This is a genomic window from Mycobacterium lentiflavum, assembly GCF_022374895.2.
Lineage (GTDB): Bacteria > Actinomycetota > Actinomycetes > Mycobacteriales > Mycobacteriaceae > Mycobacterium > Mycobacterium lentiflavum.
Map to the genome: position 1 here is coordinate 2323050 of NZ_CP092423.2, position 16606 is coordinate 2339655.

Here is a 16606-nt window from a genome sequence, read left to right on the forward strand (position 1 = left end):
AGGATCGCCCGATGGCACGTCAACTGCGGGGGGGCGTCGCATCGTTGCTGATCGCGATGGCGATGTGCGCGTGCACCACCTCGGTCGGCGGCCGTGCGCTCCGGGCTCCCGAACAATCTGGCGGTCCGACGTCCGTCGCCCCGTCGCCCGCGGGGATTCCGGCGCGCGACTTGCTGCTGCAGGACGGCGACACCACGCCGTTCGGTGTGGCGAGCGCGGTTCCGGTAGGCGATACCTACTTCACCAGCGTGCAGCCCCCCGAGTGTTCCGCGGCGCTGCTGTTCAAGGGTTCGCCGCTGCGGCCGCCCCGCTCCTCAGACCACGCCGAATCGGAATACAAGTTCACCGGCCCGGCGCTCTATGCCGAATCCGCCGACGTCTACGACAAGAAGCTGAATTCCCACGAGGTGGTGTGGAAGGGCTTCGGCGCGGTGTCGAAGTGCCATGGCGAAGCCATCGGCCATTCGTCGCTCGGCGATTTTCGGCCGATGCGGCTGGCTTCGTTCGGCACGCCGTCGGACGGCGTCCTGATATGGACCATGGCCCGCCCGGATTGGACCTGCGATTACGGGCTGGTCGTGGTCCCGCGCATCACACTGCTGCTGTCGGCCTGCGATGCCAAACCCGGGTTTCCGATGGCCGACTGGGCGGCGAAGCGACGAGCGCAGCTAGACAGCCGACCCGCCTGATACAGAGGTCAGTAGTTTTTGCAGCTGATCATCATCTGCCGGAAGATCGGGAACGCCTGGTCGGCTCCCGGGTTGTTCTGGATCGCCTTCAGCAAGTTCACCCGCTGGTCCGGCGTCGAAGCCATGAACTGCTGCAGGAATTGCTGGTTTGGCGGCGACTGGTCCAGGTACTGAGCGGCCATCGGGTTCTCGGCGTGCACCGCCCGCATCGCCTGGTCATACGTGCAGGTCGTGTTCACCATTGGGCCGATGTCGGGGGTAGCCGACGCGATCCCCGCCCCGGCGCTCAGCGACAATGCCAGGCACCCAACCCCGACGGCCAGCCCGGCCAACGGTCGTTTGCTCATTTGTAAGCTCCCTCCAGCTGTTGCCACCCACTGTAGCGTCACAAGCTAACCGGTTGCTTAGCCCGAACCGGATGCTCCCAAACCGCCAGGTGTGTTCGCGGCGGGCGAAAACCGGCCGATTTGCGCCACGCGAACCCGATCCGCCGCGGCCCGTTTAGCGGCTACTAGCCTGGATACGTGCCAGATCCCGCCACTTATCGTCCGGCTCCCGGGTCCATTCCGGTCGAGCCGGGTGTCTACCGATTCCGGGACACGCACGGGCGGGTGATCTACGTCGGCAAGGCCAAAAGCCTGCGCAGTCGGTTGACGTCATATTTCGCCGACGTCGCGAATCTGCACCCGCGCACCCGGCAGATGGTGACTACCGCGGCCAAGGTCGAGTGGACAGTCGTCAACACCGAAGTCGAGGCCTTGCAGCTGGAATACAACTGGATCAAGGAATTCGATCCGCGTTTCAATGTCCGTTACCGCGACGACAAGTCGTACCCGGTGCTGGCGGTGACCCTCAACGAGGAATTTCCCCGGCTGATGGTGTATCGCGGCCCGCGCCGCAAGGGGGTTCGCTATTTCGGCCCGTACTCGCACGCCTGGGCGATCCGGGAGACGCTGGATCTGCTCACCCGGGTGTTCCCAGCACGGACCTGTTCCGGCGGAGTATTCAAGCGGCACAAGCAAATCGACCGTCCCTGTCTACTCGGCTACATCGACAAATGCTCGGCCCCCTGCATCGGCAGGGTCAGCGAGGAGCAACACCGCCAGATCGTCACCGACTTTTGCGACTTCCTGTCCGGCAAGACCGACCGGTTCGCCCGCGAGCTGGAACAGCAAATGCACGCGGCAGCCGAGCAACTCGACTTCGAACGCGCGGCGCGGCTTCGCGACGACATCGGCGCACTCAAACGGGCGATGGAGAAGCAGGCCGTCGTGCTTGGTGACGGCACCGATGCCGACGTGGTGGCGTTCGCCGACGACGAGCTCGAGGCGGCGGTGCAGGTGTTTCACGTGCGCGGCGGCCGAGTTCGCGGTCAGCGCGGTTGGATCGTTGAAAAGTCAGCTGAGCCAGGCGATTCCAGCGAAGAGCAGTTGGTCGAGCAGTTCCTGACGCAGTTCTACGGCGACCAGGCGGAACTGGACTTCCAAACCGGTCAAGCGGCCGACGAATCCGTCAATCCGGTTCCGCGCGAGGTGCTGGTGCCGTGCCTGCCGTCCAACGCCGAGGAGTTGGCCAGCTGGTTGTCCGGACTGCGCGGCTCGCGGGTCGTGCTGCGGGTGCCGCGTCGCGGTGACAAGCGGGCACTGGCCGAGACCGTGCAACGCAACGCGAAAGAAGCTCTGCAGCAACACAAGCTGAGGCGAGCCGGCGACTTCAACGCCAGATCCGCAGCGCTGCAGAACATTCAGGACGCGCTGGGGCTGGCCGACGCGCCGCTGCGGATCGAGTGTGTCGACATCAGCCACGTGCAGGGCACCGACGTGGTGGGTTCGCTGGTGGTTTTCGAGGACGGCCTGCCGCGCAAGTCGGACTACCGTCACTTCGGAATCCGGGAAGCCGCCGGGCAGGGGCGCTCCGACGACGTCGCCTCCATCGCCGAGGTGACCCGGCGCCGGTTCGTGCGGCACCTCAGCGACCAGAGCGACCCGAATATGCTTTCCCCGGAAGGGAAGTCACGCCGGTTCGCTTATCCGCCCAATCTGTACGTTGTCGACGGCGGCGCGCCGCAAGTCAATGCGGCCAGCGCGGTGCTCGAGGAGCTCGGCATCACCGACGTCGCGGTGATCGGGCTGGCCAAGCGACTGGAGGAGGTGTGGGTGCCCTCGGAGCCGGATCCGGTCATCATGCCGCGCAACAGCGAGGGACTCTATTTGCTGCAGCGGGTGCGTGACGAGGCGCACCGGTTCGCGATCACCTACCATCGCAGCAAGCGATCCAAGCGAATGACCGCCTCAGCGCTGGATTCGGTGCCAGGATTGGGAGAACATCGCCGCAAGGCGCTGGTCACTCACTTCGGATCGATAGCTCGCCTCAAGGAGGCCACCGTCGACCAGATCACCGCCGTGCCGGGTATCGGCGTGGCAACGGCCACGGCCGTCCTCGAGGCGCTACGACCCGAGCAGCCCGAACAACCCGGAGCCTCGGCATGACGAGTCACGACAGCGAGCAGCGATCCGTGCGCGCGGACCGGGCCGACGGCCACCCGGCTGACGCCGCCGGGATCGATGTCGTTCTGGTCACCGGATTGTCGGGCGCGGGGCGGGGGACCGCGGCCAAGGTGCTCGAGGACCTCGGCTGGTATGTCGCCGACAACCTGCCGCCCCAGCTGATCACCCGGATGGTGGATTTCGGGCTGGCGGCCGGCTCACGGATCACGCAGCTCGCCGTCGTGATGGACGTGCGATCGCGCGGATTTACCGGCGACCTCGACGAGGTCCGCAACGAATTGGCCACCCGCAACATCAACCCGCGCGTGGTTTTCATGGAAGCCTCCGACGACATGTTGGTGCGCCGCTACGAACAGAACCGCCGCAGCCACCCGCTGCAGGGCCAGCAGACGCTGGCCGAGGGCATCGCGGCCGAGCGCCGGATGCTGGCACCGGTTCGCGCGACCGCAGATCTGATCATCGACACGTCCACACTGTCGGTGCGGGGCCTGCGGGAAAGCATCGAGCGTGCCTTCGGCGGTGACACGAGCACGTCGACGAGTGTCACCGTTGAGTCGTTCGGCTTCAAGTATGGCCTGCCGATGGACGCCGACATGGTGATGGATGTGCGATTTCTGCCGAACCCGCATTGGGTCGACGAATTGCGACCACACACCGGCCAGCACCCCGCCGTACGTGACTATGTGTTGGGCCAACCGGGGGCGGCGGAGTTTCTCGACGCTTACCATCGACTGCTATCTCTGGTTGTCGACGGCTACCGCCGGGAGGGCAAGCGCTACATGACGGTCGCGATCGGCTGTACCGGCGGCAAACATCGCAGCGTTGCGATCGCCGAGGCATTGATGCAGTTGTTGCGGGCCGATGAGCAACTGTCGGTGCGGGTGCTGCACCGGGATCTGGGCCGCGAATGAGTCCACCACAGAGCGAGGGCATCGTCGCGCTGGGCGGTGGACACGGCTTGTATGCGACGTTGTCGGCGGCGCGCCGGCTCACGCCCTACGTCACGGCCGTGGTGACCGTCGCCGATGACGGCGGCTCGTCGGGCCGGCTGCGCAGCGAATTGGACGTGGTGCCGCCGGGTGATCTGCGAATGGCGTTGGCGGCGTTGGCATCTGACAGTCCTTATGGGCGGCTGTGGGCGACCATCATGCAACACCGATTCGGCGGCAGCGGGGCCCTGGCCGGCCATCCGATCGGCAACCTGATGCTGGCCGGCCTGTCCGAGGTGCTGGCCGATCCGGTCGCGGCTCTCGACGAACTCGGGCGCATCCTCGGCGTCAAGGGCCGGGTGCTGCCGATGTGCCCGATCGCGCTGCAGATCGAGGCCGATGTGTCCGGCCTGGAGGCCGATCCGCGGATGTTCCGGGTGATTCGCGGTCAGGTCGCCGTCGCGACCACACCGGGCAAGGTGCGCCGCGTGCGGCTGCTTCCGCCGGACCCACCGGCGACCCGGCAGGCCGTGGACGCGATCATGGCCGCCGACTTGGTGGTGCTGGGGCCCGGATCCTGGTTCACCAGCGTGATCCCGCACGTGCTGGTTCCGGAGCTGGTCGCGGCGCTGCGCGCCACCTCGGCCCGCCGCGCCCTGGTGCTGAACCTGGTGGCCGAACCGGGGGAGACGGCCGGGTTCTCGGTGGAGCGCCATCTGCACGTGTTGGCCCAGCACGCCCCCGGGTTCACCGTCAACGACATCATCATCGACGCCGATCGGGTGCCGAGTGAGCGCGAACGCGAGCAACTGCGCCGCACCGCGACCCTGCTAAAGGCCGAGGTCCACTTCGCCGACGTGTCCCGACCTGGTACACCTTTACATGATCCGGGCAAGCTTGCGGCGGTCCTGGACGGGGTCCGAACGGGCCGCACGGGTCCAGCAGCGCCTTCGGCGAAGGCCACCGCAGAGATTCGGGTTGACGGTGAAAGTTCAACGACGGGCGTGAACGGACCAGCTGGCAGCGGACCAAGGGGTGACGACGCGTGGCGATGACGACCGAAGTCAAGGACGAGTTGAGCCGCTTGGTAGTGAAATCGGTCAGCGCGCGTCGAGCCGAGGTCACCTCCTTGCTGCGCTTCGCCGGTGGGTTGCACATCGTGGGCGGCCGGGTGGTCGTCGAGGCCGAGGTGGACCTGGGCAACATCGCCCGCCGGTTGCGCAAGGACATCTTCGACCTCTACGGCTACAACGCGGTCGTGCATGTGTTGTCGGCCAGCGGGATTCGCAAGAGCACCCGGTACGTGCTGCGGGTGGCCAACGACGGCGAGGCGCTGGCCCGCCAGACCGGGCTGCTCGACATGCGGGGGCGTCCGGTGCGGGGGCTGCCGGCCCAGGTGGTCGGTGGCAGCATCGGGGATGCCGAAGCCGCGTGGCGCGGTGCCTTTTTGGCACACGGATCGTTGACCGAGCCCGGACGTTCGTCCGCGCTCGAGGTCAGCTGCCCCGGCCCGGAGGCGGCGCTGGCGTTGGTGGGCGCGGCGCGCCGCCTCGGCGTTAGCGCCAAGGCCCGCGAGGTGCGCGGTGCCGATCGGGTGGTGGTGCGCGACGGCGAGGCGATCGGCGCGCTGCTGACCCGGATGGGCGCCCAGGACACCCGGCTGGTGTGGGAGGAACGCCGGATGCGCCGAGAGGTGCGGGCGACCGCCAACCGGCTGGCCAACTTCGACGACGCCAACCTGCGGCGATCGGCACGGGCCGCGGTCGCAGCGGCGGCCCGGGTGGAGCGGGCGCTGGAGATCCTGGGCGATACCGTTCCGGACCATCTGGCCTCGGCCGGCAAGCTGCGCGTGGAGCACCGGCAGGCCTCGCTGGAGGAGCTGGGCCGGCTCGCCGATCCCCCGATGACCAAAGATGCTGTGGCGGGCCGCATTCGGCGGCTGCTGTCGATGGCCGATCGCAAGGCCAAGGTCGACGGCATCCCCGATACGGAGTCGGCAGTTACGCCAGACCTATTGGAGGACGCCTGACCGACGGCTACGGTCAGGTAATGAAACGGCTTTCGAGCGTTGATGCGGCGTTTTGGTCTGCAGAAACCGCAGGCTGGCACATGCATGTCGGTGCGCTGGCGATCTGTGATCCCAGCGGCGCGTCGGACTACAGCTTCGCCCGGCTTCGGGAAATGCTGATCGAGCGACTGCCCGAACTGCCGCAGCTGCGTTGGCGGGTCACCGGAGCGCCGCTGGGCCTGGACCGGCCGTGGTTCGTCGAAGACGAAGACCTCGACATCGACTATCACCTGCGGCGCATCGCCGTTCCCGCGCCGGGCGGGCGGCGCGAGCTCGAGGAGCTGATCGGCCGGCTGATGTCCTACAAGCTGGACCGGGCGCGGCCGCTGTGGGAGCTCTGGGTGATCGAGGGCGTCGACGGCGGCCGGATCGCGACGCTGACCAAGATGCATCACGCGATCGTCGACGGGGTGTCCGGAGCCGGGCTGGGCGAAATCCTGTTGGACGTCACGCCGGAACCTCGTCCGCCGCAACAGGAGACGGTGGGCTCGCTGGTGGGGCACAAGATTCCGGGGATCGAGCGGCGCGCGGTGGGCGCGCTGATCAACGTCGGCGTCAAGACGCCGTTCCGTATCGCCCGGCTGGTGGAGCAGACGGTGCGCCAGCAGGTCGCCGCGCTGGGTCTCACCAGCAGGCCGCCGCGCTTCTTCGAGGCGCCCAAAACCCGGTTCAACGCCCCGGTCTCGCCGCACCGGCGGGTGACCGGATGCCGCGTCGAGCTGGCCCGCGCCAAGGCCGTCAAGGATGCCTACGGCGTCAAGCTCAACGACGTCGTGCTGGCACTGGTGGCCGGTGCGGCCCGCGAGTATCTACAGAAGCGCGGTGAGCTGCCGGCCAAGCCGCTGATCGCGCAGATCCCGGTCTCCACCCGCACCGACGACAACAAGGACGACGTCGGCAACCAGATCAGCTCGATGACGGCGTCGCTGGCCACTGACATCGACGATCCCGCCGAGCGGCTGCGGGCCATCCACGAAAGCACGCAGAGCGCCAAGGAAATGGCGAAGGCGCTGTCGGCGCATCAGATCATGGGGCTCACCGAGACCACCCCGCCCGGCCTGCTGCAGCTGGCCGCGCGCGCGTACACCGCGACCGGCCTGTCGCGGAACCTGGCCCCGCTCAACCTGGTCGTGTCCAACGTTCCGGGTCCGCCGATGCCGCTGTACATGGCCGGTGCGAAGCTGGAATCGCTGGTGCCGCTGGGCCCGCCGGTGATGGACATCGCGCTCAATATCACCTGCTTCTCCTACACGGACTACCTGGACTTCGGTTTCGTGACGACACCGGAGGTGGCCAACGACATCGACGATATGGCCGATGCGATCGAACCGGCGCTGACCGAACTCGAGAAAGCGATCGACCGGGGCTAGTCGCGAGGCAGGTAGGTCGTCGCGTACACCCAGGACAAGAACCGCGCGACGGCCTCGGCCGATTTTTGCGCCCGCGGGGAACCGAAGATGTCGAAAGCGTGCTGGGCGTTGGGTAATTCGGCGTAGGCGACGGGCGACTTCGACACCGCCCGTAACTCTTCGACGAATTCGCGGGATTCGACCACCGGGATGAGTGAGTCGTCGGTGCCGTGCAGCACGAAAAACGGTGGTGCGTCGGCCCGTACATACCGGATCGGTGACGCATCGAAATAGATGTGCGAATGGGTACTCAGTTTGCGTTTGACGACCAATCTTTCCAGCACCTCGACGAACTCGGCGCGCCCCGGCTCATCGGTGGAATACCAGTCGTAACGGCCATAGAACGGCACGGCCGCCGCCACCGACGTGTCGGCCTCTTCGAAGCCGGGCTGGAACTTGGGATCGTTTGGAGTCAGGGCCGCTAGCGCCGTCAGATGGCCACCGGCCGAACCGCCGCTGATGGCAACGAAATTCGGGTCGCCGCCATAGGCCGCGATGTTCTCCTTGACCCACGCCAATGCCCGCTTGACGTCGACGATATGGTCGGGCCACGTGTACCGCGGAGCGACGCGGTAGTTCATCGACACGCAGATCCAGCCGCGCGAAACCAGGTGACTCATCAAGGGATACGCCTGCGGACGGCGCCACCCGATCATCCACGCACCGCCGGGCACCTGCAGCAGTACCGGCGCCTTGCCGTCGCGCGGCAGGTCGCGGCGGCGCCAGACGTCGGCCAGGTTGGAGCGACCGTGCGGGCCGTAGCGCACGATGTTCTCTTTCTCGACGAAGCGGCGCCGCGCCCCGGTGGTGCGCAGGGGTGGGTTGCGCCGGCCCCGGCGCGTGGGTTCGGCGGGCAACGCTTTGAGTTCTTCGGCGTAGTCTGCGCCGAGCTGTTCGGTCAGGCACGATTCCAGCACCGGGCCCGGCGTCGCGGCACCCCGGTAACCGATCACTGCCAGGATCGCCCAGGACGCGGCCGTCATCGCCAGCGCCGCTTTGCCTTTCGGTCCGGCGAAGTCCCCGCGGCGGGCGCGCCGCGCCGCATCCAGCATGGAGACGCCGGCGTACAGGCCCGGCACCTCCGAGGTGGGCCAGCCGAACCAGAACACCGCGACCGAGGCGTAGGGATTGCGGGTGACCGGATGTAATCCGTTGGCGGCGTTGAGCAGTTCGACTGCCGCGCGCACCAGCGGCCTTTTTTTGAAGACGCGCATCAGCCCCCCGCCCGTGATTGCAGTTCGGCCCGCTGGATCTTGCCGGTGCTGCCGCGGGGCAGCTCATCGAGAACCGAAATCTCGCGCGGCACTTTGTAGTTGGCGAGGTTGTCGCGAACGTGTTGTTTGAGCGTCTCGGGCGTGGCCGCCGAGCCGGGGCTCAGCACCACGAACGCCGCCAGCCGCTGGCCGTACTGCTCGTCGTCCACGCCGATCACCGCGGCCTCGGTCACGTCCGGGTGCGCGGCAAGCGTCTTCTCCACCTCGATCGGGTAGATGTTCTCGCCGCCGGACACGATCATCTCGTCGTCGCGGCCGACGACGAACAGCCGTCCGGCCTCGTCCAGATAGCCGACGTCGCCCGACGACATGAAGCCGGCGTGGAAATCCTTCGTGTTACCGGAGGTGTAGCCGTCGAATTGGGTGTCGTTGCGGACGTAGATGGTGCCGACCTCGCCGGTGGGCATCTCGTTGAATTCCCGGTCCAGGATCCGGATTTCGGTTCCACCGGCCGGCCTGCCCGCGGTGTCGGGCGCAGCGCGCAGATCCGCCGGTGTGGCCGTGGCGATCATGCCCGCCTCGGTCGCGTTGTAGTTGTTGTAGATCACGTCGCCGAACTGGTCCATGAACGCGATGACCACGTCGGGTCGCATTCGCGAACCGGACGCCGCTGCAAAACGTAATGACTTGCTGCTGTAGCGGTTTCGGACATCGTCGGGCAGTTCCATGATGCGGTCGAACATCACCGGAACCACGGCCAGGCCGGTGGCCTGATGGCGGTCGACGAGCTCCAGCGTGGCCTCCGGGTCGAACTTGCGCCGGGTGACGATCGTGCAGGCCATCGACGCGGCGAAGATCAGCTGCGAGAAACCCCACGCGTGGAACATCGGCGCGACGATCACGACGGTCTCCTCCGCGCGCCACGGCGTGCGGTCCAGGATCGCCTTCAGCGTGCCGATGCCGGCGCCGCCGCCAGATTGCTTGGCGCCCTTGGGACTTCCGGTGGTGCCCGAGGTCAGCAGGATCATCTTGCCCTTGCGTCCGGTGCGCTCGGGCCGCCGGCCGAGGTGATCGGCGATGAGCTTGTCGACCGTCACGTCGTGCGACTCATCGCGGAAAGCCACGATGCGGGTGGCGTCGGGCTTGTCGGCCAGCGCGCGGTCCACCGTCGCGGTGAACTCCTCGTCGTAGATCGCGGCGTCGACGCCCTCGCGGTTGACCACCTCGGCCATCGCCGGGCCGGCGAACGACGTGTTGAGCAGCACGACGTCGGAGCCGATCCGGTTGGCGGCTACCAGCGCCTCGATGAAGCCGCGGTGATTTCGGCACATGATCCCGATCACTTGCGGCTGGCCCGACGGCAGGGCCTGCAGCGCGGCGGCCAGTGCGTTGATCCGCTCGTCGAGTTGCCGCCAGGTCAGCGTGCCGAGTTCGTCGATCACGGCGGGGCGGTCCGGGCAGCGCTGGGCGGCGCCGGCGAAACCGACCGTCATGCCCATGCCCTCGCGACGCATCGCCGCAGCCATCTTCAGGTAGCGGTCGGGCCGCATCGGCGCGATCATTCGGGCGCGCCGCAACGTCGCCAAGACGCCCAAGACGCCACGAGCCTGGTCCAAGGGAGATGGCATGGCTCAGCCCAGAATCGGGAAACGGCGCTTGGCGGCGAGGTCTTTGAGAGCTTCCTGCATCACCGAGCGCACGTGCTCGTCGACCGCGTCGATGTCGGGGTCCTCGCCGAACTGCGCGGCGATGTCGATGGGTTCCAGCACCTGCGTGACGATCTTGGTGGGCAACGGCACATTCGGCGGCACGACGGCGCTGAACCCGAACGGGAAGCCGAACGAGACCGGCAGGATGGCGCTGCGCAGCAGCCGCTTGATCCCCAGCCGCTCGGCCAGCCAGGTGCCGCGGGTCAGGTACAGCTGGGTCTCCTGGCCGCCGATGGAGACCGCGGGAACGATCGGGACGCCGGCTTCGATCGCGGTGCGGACATATCCTTTGCGGCCGTTGAAGTCGATGACGTTCTCCGACGCGGTCGGCCGGTAGGCGTCGTAGTCACCGCCGGGAAAGACGACCACCACACCGCCGGACCGCAACGCTTTGGCGGCGTTCTCCCGGTTAGCCCGGATGTAGCCGGTGCGCCGAAACAGCCCGCCCGTCACGCCCAGGAACAAGATGTCGTGGCTCAGCGTGTAGACCGGCCGGTCGTACCCGAACTTCTCGTAGAAGTCGACGCTGAAGATCGGGACATCCATCGGGAACGTCCCCCCCGAGTGGTTACCGACCACCAGCGCTCCGCCCGGCGGGAAGGAGTCCAAGCCGTGCACCTCGGACCGGAAATACCTCTTCAAGACCGGGCGCATCACCGCCATCAGGCGCTGAGTCAGACCGGGGTCGAATTTGCCGATCTCGGGGTCGTCACTGTCGCTCGCGCCCACTTCGCTCACCGATGCCCCCTTTGGCGTCGCTCGAGAGTTCCCGCGTTGAGTCCCTCGATGGTAGCCAGGGCTTTGGATTGGATGGCTAACAGGCAAACACTCTTACCTTCGGAGTCCCGGTCACGCACAGTGGTGGGTGGGGCCTAACGGGATGGAAGGTGGCCGGCATGGTCGACGTCATTGCGGACCCGATGTCGGTGATCGCCCGGGAGATGGACCGCATCCGCGACGGCTTCATCGCCGAGGTCTTCGAAGAGATCAAGGCGGAGAACCGGGACCTCAACTACGACGCCGCCATGCTGGAGCTATGGCGGGCCAGCCTCACCGACAGCGTGGTCGCCGGCATCGAGTTCCTGGCCAAGGGTGCGCCGCCCGAGTGGTTCCAGGCCCCGGCGGCGTCCGTCGCCTACGTGCGTGCGGCCGCGCGGCGCGACGTTCCGTTGTCGGTGCTGGTGCGGGCGCACCGCATCGTGTACGCGCGTTTCCTGGAGGCGGCGACCCGGTTCGTGGCCCTGGTAGAGCCGGTACGGCAGGTGCCGACGATCGTCGATCTGGTGTCTCGCTCGGCGAGCTTTGTCGACGCGGTGGCCGATCAGCTGACGGTCTCCTATGAGCTGGAACGCGACGAATGCCTCGGCGACGGGGGCGGCCGTCAGCCGCTGTCGGACGAGCAGGCGCGCGACAACGTCCCGGTTGCCGCGCAAGTGGCCGACAGCGTCTTGACGTATCCGTTGCACGGTGTGCACATCGCCGCGGCGTTGTGGGTCGACGAGCTCGTGCCGGCCCTGGATGTGGTGTCGTCGTTCGATCGGGTGCGCCGCGCGGTCGCCGCCGCGGTGGGCGCGGTGAACGGCACATTGCTGGTGCCGACGCACCAGCGCGAGGCCCGGTTGTGGTTTGCGCTCGACGGTTCTGGCAAACCGGAGATCGACCAGTTCCGGGTGCGAACGGCTTTCGAGTCCGCAGGAGTTCGGGCCGGACTGGCATTTGGCCGTGTGGAAGAAGGGCAAAGCGGGTTCCGGGCATCGCTGAAACAGGCGGAGCGGGTGAAGGCGGTCGCTTTTGCCGGCCGAGGCCGATCGGATGCCCGGGTAATTTTCTACAGCGAGATCGCGCCAATTGCGTTGATGGCCGGCGACTTGGACGAACTGCGTTCCTTTGTCATCGATGTGCTCGGCGATCTCGGCCACGACGACGAGCGCTGCGGGTGGTTGCGCGAAACGTTGCGCGAATTTCTATCCAGAAACCGAAATCACGTCGTGACTGCTGAGGTAATGCGGTTGCCCCCCAACATCATTCAGGAAGCTGTGACGCGGGCCATGCAGCTGTGCGGCCACAGTCTCGGCGACCCCGACGCGATGTTGCAGGTGCAGATCGCGCTGGAGGCCTGCCGGTGGATGGCACCGGCGTTATTGCACATGGCCCACGAATGTCCTTAGCAGCCACCAGCTCTGAGCCGCCGAAGTAGTCGCCGCCTCCCAGCGGCTGACCTGGCGTTTATGCCGTGCTAGCAAAAGCGACCTAGGCTTCGTCGCCGAAGGATATGGCGCTGGTCGGATTCGGGGGGTTATGGTTACCGCGCTAAACACTGAACTGCCAGTTGAGAGAAAGAAGAGATGGACTTCGCTGGTTTGTCTGACGAGCGTGATGCGCGCTCGGTCGCAGCGCACAGCTCGAGTGGTGCCCGTGACCGTCGCGGGCACCACTCTCGCGGCGCCGCGGTCCGTCCTGGCCCGGGCCGCGTTCGTCAAGCGGGGTCGGCCGTGACCGCAGGCCGCACTGTCGGTGCTGTGAATCGCGCAACAGTGGTGGCCGACACCGCGGATCAGCGCCAGGCCGACTACTTTCTGCGTCTGCTGACTCAGAACCGCCGCCTGATCGCCCAACGGATCGAGGGCTACCACAAGGCGATTGCCGTCGCCGAAGCCAGGGGCGACGCCGAAAGCGCGGGTGTCTTTCGTCGCACCGCGCGCGCCGAGGAGCAGGAGCGTAAGACACTCGACAGCTTGATCGAGAACCTGCAGCGCCGATTTGTGGTCCAGCCGACAGCCGACCTTCGGGGACCGCGGCTGGTGGTCCGCTAGGGCCGCGATCACCGACCTCAATCGCCTGGCCCGCCTCGGCCGGCGCCTTCTAACTCGGCGTTTGGCCGTCGCGGGTTCGGGACTGTTACCAGTTCAGCAACCGTTGCCACTACTGATCTAGGCTGACGCCCAGGGGTTCAACACCAGACTTACCGAGGGAGACACCAGTGACAGTCCGAGTAGGTATCAACGGCTTCGGTCGAATCGGACGCAATTTCTACCGGGCGTTGCTTGCCCAGCGGGAGCAGGGCGGCGCCGACATCGAGGTAATCGCGGTCAACGATCTGACCGACAATGCCACCCTGGCGCATCTGCTGAAATTCGACTCCATCCTGGGCCGGCTGCCCCACGACGTGACCCTCGAAGGTGAAGACACCATCGTCGTCGGTCCGGCAAAGATCAAGGCGCTCGAGGTCCGCGAGGGTCCGGCCGCCCTGCCGTGGGGTGACCTGGGCGTCGACGTCGTCGTCGAGTCCACCGGCATCTTCACCAACGCGGCCAAGGCCAAGGGGCACCTGGACGCCGGCGCCAAAAAGGTGATCATCTCGGCCCCCGCGACCGACGAGGACATCACCATCGTGCTGGGCGTCAACGACGACAAGTACGACGGCAGCCAGAACATCATCTCCAACGCGTCGTGCACCACGAACTGCCTCGGTCCGGTCGCCAAGGTCCTCAACGACGAGTTCGGCATCGTCAGGGGCCTGATGACGACGATCCACGCCTACACCCAGGATCAGAACCTGCAGGACGGCCCGCACAAGGACCTGCGTCGCGCTCGTGCGGCCGCGCTGAACATCGTGCCGACCTCGACCGGTGCGGCCAAGGCCATCGGCCTGGTCTTGCCGGAACTGAAGGGCAAGCTCGACGGGTACGCGCTGCGGGTGCCGATCCCCACCGGTTCGGTCACCGACTTGACCGCCGAGTTGGCCAAGTCCGCCAGTGCCGAGGAGATCAACGCCGCGATGAAGGCCGCCGCCGAGGGCCCGCTCAAGGGCATCCTCAAGTACTACGACGCGCCGATCGTGTCCAGTGACATCGTCACCGACCCGCACAGCTCGATCTTCGACTCGGGCTTGACGAAGGTGATCGGCAACCAGGCCAAGATCGTGTCGTGGTACGACAACGAGTGGGGTTACTCCAACCGACTCGTTGACCTGGTCTCGCTGGTCGGCAAGTCGCTGTAAACCGTGAGCGTCCCAAACCTCGAAGACCTGCTGTCCGAGGGTGTTTCGGGTCGCGCCGTGCTGGTGCGCTCCGACCTCAATGTGCCGCTCAACGATGCCGGTGACATCACCGACCAGGGCCGAATCACCGCGTCGGTCCCGACGCTGAAGACACTGCTGGATGGCGGCGCCAAGGTGGTGGTGACCGCGCACCTGGGACGCCCGAAGGACGGGCCCGACCCGAAGCTGTCGCTGGCGCCGGTCGCGGCCGCGCTCGGCGAGCAGCTGGGCCGGCACGTGCAGCTGGCCGGGGACGTCGTCGGAACGGATGCGCTGGCGCGCGCCGAGGGCCTGACCGACGGCGACATCCTGTTGCTGGAGAACATCCGCTTCGATCCGCGCGAGACCAGCAAGGACGACGGCGAGCGGTTGGCGTTGGCCAAGAAACTCGCCGAATTGGTCTGGCCGGGAGGTGCTTTCGTCTCCGATGGCTTCGGCGTGGTGCACCGCAAGCAGGCCTCGGTGTATGACATCGCCACGCTGCTGCCGCACTACGCAGGCAAGCTGGTGGCCGACGAGATCGCGGTGCTCGAACAGCTGACGACTTCGACCAAGCGTCCCTACGCGGTGGTGCTCGGCGGGTCGAAGGTGTCGGACAAACTCGGCGTGATCGAGTCGCTGGCGACCAAGGCCGACAGCATCGTGATCGGCGGCGGGATGTGCTTCACTTTTCTTGCGGCACAGGGCTTTTCGGTAGGAAAATCGCTTCTCGAACAGCATATGATCGAGACTTGTCGTAGCCTGCTGGACACCTACGCCGACGTGTTACGACTGCCCGGCGACATCGTGGTGACCGAGAACTTCAGTGCCGATTCGCCACCACAATTCGTGGCCGCCAATGCCATTCCGGACGATCTGATGGGCCTGGACATCGGCCCAGGTTCGGTGAAGCGGTTCGCCACATTGCTGTCCAATGCTGAGACCGTGTTCTGGAACGGCCCGATGGGCGTCTTCGAGTTCCCGGCGTATGCGGCCGGCACCCGGGGGGTGGCCCAGGCGATCGCCACGGCCACCGGCAAGGGCGCCTTCAGCGTGGTGGGTGGTGGTGATTCCGCGGCGGCGGTGCGTGCGCTCGGGATCCCCGAGGACAACTTCTCGCACATATCGACCGGTGGTGGCGCGTCGCTGGAATACCTGGAGGGCAAGGAGTTGCCTGGCATCGAGGTGTTGGGACGTCCCCAGCCCGATCAGAACGAGGGGAGCGGAGACTCGTGAGCCGTAAGCCCCTGATCGCCGGCAACTGGAAGATGAACCTCAATCACTTCGAGGCCATCGCGCTGGTGCAGAAGATCGCATTTGCGTTGCCGGACAAGTACTTCGACAAGGTCGACGTCACGGTGCTGCCCCCGTTCACCAACCTGCGCAGCGTGCAGACCCTGGTCGACGGCGACAAGCTGCGGTTGACCTACGGTGCCCAGGACTTGTCGCAGCACGAATCCGGCGCCTATACCGGCGACATCAGCGGTACCTTCCTGGCCAAGCTGGGTTGCACCTTCGTGATCGTCGGGCATTCGGAGCGGCGCACCTACCACAACGAGGACGACGCGCTGGTTGCCGCCAAGGCCGCCGCCGCGCTCAAGTATGGCCTGACCCCGATCGTGTGTGTCGGCGAGCATCTCGACATCCGGGAGGCCGGCGAGCACGTCAGCCACTGCGAAAAGCAGGTGCGGGATTCGCTGGCCGGCCTGTCGGCCGAGCAGATCGGTCAGGTCGTGATCGCTTACGAGCCGGTCTGGGCGATCGGCACCGGCCGGGTGGCCAGTGCCGGTGACGCCCAGGAGGTCTGCGGGGCGATCCGCCGGCAGCTGGGCGAACTGGCGACACCCAAGATCGCCGACACGGTGCGGGTGCTCTACGGCGGCTCGGTCAACGCCAAGAACGTCGGCGAGATCGTCGCGCAGGACGACGTCGACGGCGGGCTGGTCGGGGGAGCGTCGCTGGAGGGCGAGCAATTCGCGATCCTGGCGGCCATCGCCGCCGGTGGACCCCTGCCCTGAACGCTTCGAGCGTCGGTTACGGCCGGTCCGGCGGTAGCCGGTAAG

15 protein-coding genes are annotated in these 16606 nt (G+C 66.8%); 11 read left to right on the plus strand and 4 right to left on the minus strand.

Annotated elements, in window-relative coordinates:
* Window positions 1-11 precede the first annotated feature (11 nt).
* Window positions 12-689: a hypothetical protein gene (locus MJO58_RS11185; protein WP_239722856.1), complete on the plus strand. Its 678-nt coding sequence runs from the start codon at window positions 12-14 to the stop codon at window positions 687-689.
* 8 nt (window positions 690-697) lie between these two features.
* Here MJO58_RS11185 and MJO58_RS11190 read toward each other — a convergent pair whose 3' ends face one another.
* Window positions 698-1036, minus strand: a complete 339-nt coding sequence (locus MJO58_RS11190) for a hemophore-related protein (RefSeq protein ID WP_090601560.1) — start codon at window positions 1034-1036, stop codon at window positions 698-700.
* A gap of 177 nt (window positions 1037-1213) precedes the next feature.
* Here MJO58_RS11190 and uvrC point away from each other — a divergent pair, with 177 nt between their 5' ends.
* The 5 genes from uvrC to MJO58_RS11215 are packed head-to-tail and all read left to right on the plus strand — an operon-like array spanning window position 1214 to window position 7563.
* The gene (uvrC, locus tag MJO58_RS11195) at window positions 1214-3178 is read left to right on the plus strand and encodes an excinuclease ABC subunit UvrC (protein WP_239722860.1); all 1965 of its coding nucleotides are present in this window, start codon (window positions 1214-1216) and stop codon (window positions 3176-3178) included.
* Window positions 3175-4107 (plus strand): RNase adapter RapZ, encoded by a 933-nt coding sequence (rapZ, locus tag MJO58_RS11200; RefSeq protein ID WP_239722861.1) that lies wholly within the window; start codon window positions 3175-3177, stop codon window positions 4105-4107. Before uvrC ends, rapZ begins: the two co-directional genes overlap by 4 nt.
* The gene (locus tag MJO58_RS11205) at window positions 4104-5180 is read left to right on the plus strand and encodes a YvcK family protein (RefSeq protein ID WP_239722862.1); all 1077 of its coding nucleotides are present in this window, start codon (window positions 4104-4106) and stop codon (window positions 5178-5180) included. The genes rapZ and MJO58_RS11205 overlap by 4 nt, the downstream gene beginning before the upstream one ends.
* Window positions 5177-6154, plus strand: coding sequence for a DNA-binding protein WhiA (whiA, locus tag MJO58_RS11210; protein ID WP_090608811.1), 978 nt, complete (start codon window positions 5177-5179; stop codon window positions 6152-6154). Before MJO58_RS11205 ends, whiA begins: the two co-directional genes overlap by 4 nt.
* A gap of 20 nt (window positions 6155-6174) precedes the next feature.
* Window positions 6175-7563 carry a WS/DGAT/MGAT family O-acyltransferase gene (locus tag MJO58_RS11215; RefSeq protein ID WP_239722864.1) on the plus strand — a complete coding sequence of 463 codons (1389 nt, stop codon included), beginning with the start codon at window positions 6175-6177 and terminating at the stop codon, window positions 7561-7563.
* Here MJO58_RS11215 and MJO58_RS11220 read toward each other — a convergent pair.
* Genes MJO58_RS11220 through MJO58_RS11230 form a run of 3 tightly spaced genes read right to left on the minus strand, consistent with a single transcriptional unit; the run spans window position 7560 to window position 11188 of the window.
* Window positions 7560-8816, minus strand: coding sequence for an alpha/beta hydrolase (locus tag MJO58_RS11220; protein WP_239722865.1), 1257 nt, complete (start codon window positions 8814-8816; stop codon window positions 7560-7562). The genes MJO58_RS11215 and MJO58_RS11220 overlap by 4 nt on opposite strands.
* On the minus strand, window positions 8816-10444 hold the full coding sequence (fadD12, locus tag MJO58_RS11225) for an acyl-CoA ligase FadD12 (RefSeq protein ID WP_239722868.1): 1629 nt from the start codon (window positions 10442-10444) through the stop codon (window positions 8816-8818). The genes MJO58_RS11220 and fadD12 overlap by 1 nt, the downstream gene beginning before the upstream one ends.
* A 3-nt stretch (window positions 10445-10447) precedes the next feature.
* On the minus strand, window positions 10448-11188 hold the full coding sequence (locus MJO58_RS11230) for a lysophospholipid acyltransferase family protein (protein ID WP_239723230.1): 741 nt from the start codon (window positions 11186-11188) through the stop codon (window positions 10448-10450).
* A 233-nt stretch (window positions 11189-11421) separates the two neighbouring features.
* On the opposite strand from MJO58_RS11230, the gene MJO58_RS11235 reads away from it, so the two are divergent.
* The 5 genes from MJO58_RS11235 (at window position 11422) to tpiA (ending at window position 16561) form a co-directional block, all read left to right on the plus strand.
* Window positions 11422-12693, plus strand: a complete 1272-nt coding sequence (locus MJO58_RS11235) for an RsbRD N-terminal domain-containing protein (RefSeq protein WP_239722869.1) — start codon at window positions 11422-11424, stop codon at window positions 12691-12693.
* Window positions 12694-13044: 351 nt separating this feature from the next.
* Window positions 13045-13338 carry a hypothetical protein gene (locus MJO58_RS11240; RefSeq protein ID WP_239722870.1) on the plus strand — a complete coding sequence of 98 codons (294 nt, stop codon included), beginning with the start codon at window positions 13045-13047 and terminating at the stop codon, window positions 13336-13338.
* Between the two features lie 167 nt (window positions 13339-13505).
* Entirely contained in the window at window positions 13506-14525 is a 1020-nt protein-coding gene (gap, locus tag MJO58_RS11245; protein WP_090601568.1) for a type I glyceraldehyde-3-phosphate dehydrogenase, read from the plus strand.
* Between the two features lie 3 nt (window positions 14526-14528).
* Entirely contained in the window at window positions 14529-15779 is a 1251-nt protein-coding gene (locus MJO58_RS11250) for a phosphoglycerate kinase (RefSeq protein WP_090601569.1), read from the plus strand.
* Window positions 15776-16561 (plus strand): triose-phosphate isomerase, encoded by a 786-nt coding sequence (tpiA, locus tag MJO58_RS11255; RefSeq protein WP_239722871.1) that lies wholly within the window; start codon window positions 15776-15778, stop codon window positions 16559-16561. The genes MJO58_RS11250 and tpiA overlap by 4 nt, the downstream gene beginning before the upstream one ends.
* Window positions 16562-16606 lie beyond the last annotated feature (45 nt).